The organism is Acetomicrobium mobile (assembly GCF_937920065.1).
In genome coordinates this window covers 1-3,041 of record NZ_CALETC010000282.1, presented here as the reverse complement: position 1 = coordinate 3,041, position 3,041 = coordinate 1, and the positions used below count along the sequence as shown (strand labels likewise).

The 3,041-nt window shown below is 47.0% G+C and carries 6 protein-coding genes; all 6 read right to left on the bottom strand.

Annotated elements, in window-relative coordinates:
* Positions 1 to 113: YvrJ family protein (locus tag Q7P41_RS10545; RefSeq protein ID WP_303884107.1), on the bottom strand; the 113-nt coding region annotated here is incomplete at its 3' end.
* A 157-nt stretch (positions 114 to 270) separates the two neighbouring features.
* Positions 271 to 483 (bottom strand): DUF2922 domain-containing protein, encoded by a 213-nt coding sequence (locus tag Q7P41_RS10540; RefSeq protein ID WP_303884105.1) that lies wholly within the window; start codon positions 481 to 483, stop codon positions 271 to 273.
* 83 nt (positions 484 to 566) lie between these two features.
* A complete protein-coding gene (locus Q7P41_RS10535) occupies positions 567 to 782 on the bottom strand; it encodes a DUF1659 domain-containing protein (RefSeq protein ID WP_303884104.1) in 216 nt (71 codons plus the stop codon).
* A 107-nt stretch (positions 783 to 889) separates the two neighbouring features.
* The gene (locus Q7P41_RS10530) at positions 890 to 1,486 is read right to left on the bottom strand and encodes a DUF6475 domain-containing protein (RefSeq protein ID WP_303884103.1); all 597 of its coding nucleotides are present in this window, start codon (positions 1,484 to 1,486) and stop codon (positions 890 to 892) included.
* Between the two features lie 2 nt (positions 1,487 to 1,488).
* Positions 1,489 to 2,478 (bottom strand): helix-turn-helix domain-containing protein, encoded by a 990-nt coding sequence (locus Q7P41_RS10525; RefSeq protein WP_303884100.1) that lies wholly within the window; start codon positions 2,476 to 2,478, stop codon positions 1,489 to 1,491.
* Between the two features lie 114 nt (positions 2,479 to 2,592).
* Positions 2,593 to 2,871: a helix-turn-helix domain-containing protein gene (locus tag Q7P41_RS10520; RefSeq protein WP_303884099.1), complete on the bottom strand. Its 279-nt coding sequence runs from the start codon at positions 2,869 to 2,871 to the stop codon at positions 2,593 to 2,595.
* Positions 2,872 to 3,041 lie beyond the last annotated feature (170 nt).

The window sequence follows — 3,041 nt, the reverse complement described above, 5'->3', positions numbered from 1 at the left end:
CCCTTTTCGAGGTTGTTTATCGCCAGGGACAGCTCGTCCAACCGTTTTTCCATGCGGATCAAAAGATAAGCCGCGACCGCAATGGAAAACCCGGTTTGAAGCGTTGACGTTATAAATTCCTCCAAGGTTTCACCTCCTTTTAATCGCTCGTGGTCCGCCGCGAACACAGTCGCCGCATGATCGATCGAATCGTCCAGGGCCGGTCTGCGGCTTACTAAATCTTGTCTTCAAAGTGCGAAGGCCGACGCGCGGCCCTCGCTTAATCTATATCTACACCAACTGCGTGGTATCGGTTTCTACCAATTCGGCCTTTACGATCGCAATTGGTGGGATGCCGAATATGTTGTTATCCAAGATAGTCTGCATGACCGACTCGACTTCATCGGGAAGCAAACCTTCCTTGACGTCAGATATCGATAACGTCCAGGGTCCGTCCTCGGTCTCAAAGGTCATCTTCAACCTTCTTGTGGCTTTTGGCTCCATACGATTCACCTCCTTTTTTAAATTAGCGCCGCATTGAAGCGGTCTTTTCGCAAAGCAGTCTTTTTCCTCGTGGTTGCTAAACTTTAAGCAACCCGGTCAGTGTTGATCTTTTGTGCTTCCACCAGTGCGTAAGGAAGCAGGCTAGCTATCGCCTGTGCTACTGCCATGACGTCGGCTGCATCGGCTGAGTAATCCACGCCTGCGATAGACTTGCTCTTTAGCTTTGGCTTGCCCCATTCGTCCGCCCCGACCTGAAGCCTCAGGGTGACGCGACTTGCTATTGGTTGATAAGCTGCCATTCTTTTTCCTCCTTTCTTTTCGTGATGGATCCACTATAAAACAGAGCCGCCCTTTTCGCAATACGCATAGCTAAAGGAATATTAACGATAAAGTCAAAACGCGAAAACTACACGGGCGACGCTGTGCCAGAAGACCCCTCGACAACACATAATCTATAAAGCCCCTTTCCGTCACAGGCAGGGATTTCCCAAATCAGCCTCGATAAATCCTCTTGTCTTGCCCCGTAGGGAAGCCCCCTGTCTCCCAGCAGGTATGGCTTTACGCCATCTTCGTCAACGCCTTTTTTCAGTGCAAAGACGTACCAATTCTTGAAGTCCTTCATGACCCACTTTTCGCCCTTTTCTATTGCCGAAGCGACGTGGACCCAGCCTCCCATGCTTTCGATGACGAAGTGTATGCGCAGGTCACAAAACCGAACAGGCCCTCCCGAACCACAAGCTCTCACGGCCCTTAAAACGTCACACCAAGCAAGCATTGCCTGGTCCTCTTCTGTGCCGAAAAGTGCCTCAAACAACTCCGAAGGGCTTGGGAAAAATTTGCCCCTCTTCACGTGCCGCTTTATGCCCACGGCAAATTGTTCAGGCGACAAAGACCTGCAGGCATCGAAAAAAAGCGACACCTTTTCGTCAGTTAATCTAACACCGTAAAGCTTAGCCACGTGCGACAACGTTTCCGCAAACTTTCCAAAATCTTCAGGTCCCATCTTTATGCCGCCTCCTTTCGCTTCTTCATGGCACCAAGCAGGCCCAGCACGTAACTGCGCGTCTCTTCGGGCAGGTCATCGGCTTTAACCTTTGAGTTGAAGATATCGTATACAAGCCCTCCCTTTTTAAAGAACCCATCTTTGACCTGGTCCATGTTATGCGGATTAAGCAGCCACCTAAAGTCAAAAACCCAACCCGTGGCGTTATCGCCCATCAAAAAGGGCGAATCCTTGATGGCCTTAAAATACCTTTCCCATCCTTCGAGCAAATAAAGCTCATTGCGAGCTAGGCATAAAAGCCTAATCCACATGCGAGAAGAGTTATCTAAAAAAGGCTCCTTCAAGTTTGGGAAATACCGCTTAAAAGAGTCAAGTATTTCGTCGTAGGGAGGGTCTTTAAGGACGCCTTTACGCGCAGTTTCAAAAGCCTTTGTGTTGGCGCTTTCTGCCTTGTGCGTTTTTGTTTTTTCGGGTTTTTTATAAGTTTTAAAAGAAAAAGAGGAAGGGGGTTGTTTTTTTACTTCCGGTATCAAGTCCGGTATGTAGGAAAACTGACCTTCAAGAGCCGGAGTGTTTTTCGCACACCCCTTAAGTTCCCCTGGTTCTTCTTCTTTGGATCTAGTTATATTGGATATAGTTATGGGGCCGTCTGGTGACCCGGGTTGGGTCATCTGGTGACCCGCATCGGGTCGTGTGGTGACCCCGGTGAGGTCTTCACGTGGACACAAGGTGTAAATATTGCTTCTTTGCTTGTCGTTATGTTTTCTGGCAGTAATTGTGATGTATTTTAATTCCGCAAGTTTCTTAAGGGACTGGCGCAGCCTTGTGCGAGAACACCCGACGATGGCAGAAAGCAATTTTAAACGGGGAAAGCACTTTCCATCGCCGTCCGCGAATTTGCACAAAGCAACGTAAGTCATCTTTTCGTACACGTCGAGCCTTTCGTCCGTTATTACGCATGTATGCACCTTTACGAAGGAATAAGTTTTCATCGAATCTCGCCTCCAAAATGTTATTTTTAAATTTGTGATGAGCCGGCAAAAAAAAGTAGCGTGAGGCGGTCTCACGCTACTGTGCCTTAATTGGCCGGGTCTCCCCGGCATATTTTAAGTGTCTTTCTTTTTGTCTTCTTTTTTCTCTTTCTCCAAGAGCCTCAAATCCGATAAATACTTTTCGATTTCTTTGACGCTTACATCACAGCCGAGTATTTCACACAGCCTGATAAATAGCGAAAGCGAGGGAATTCTTGCACCGCTTTCGATTCGTGACAACTGCCCCTGTGAAATGGATGCGGCTTTGCAGACGTCGTTTTGAGTGTAGTTGAGCTCCATTCGCTTTTGCCTTAACAGATAGCCTACAACTTTACTCAAAAACTCGTAGTGCATGGCAAACACCCCCTTCCTTTTATATATTAAAGCGTTGTTAAAACACTTTCATTCGCACAAAAAGAAGACTACCACAGGTTGAAAAATAAAGCAACCCCAAATTAAAATATTCGATATATAATTCCTTCCAGGAATAACATAGCATTAGAGAGATAAAAGATCGTGTTAAT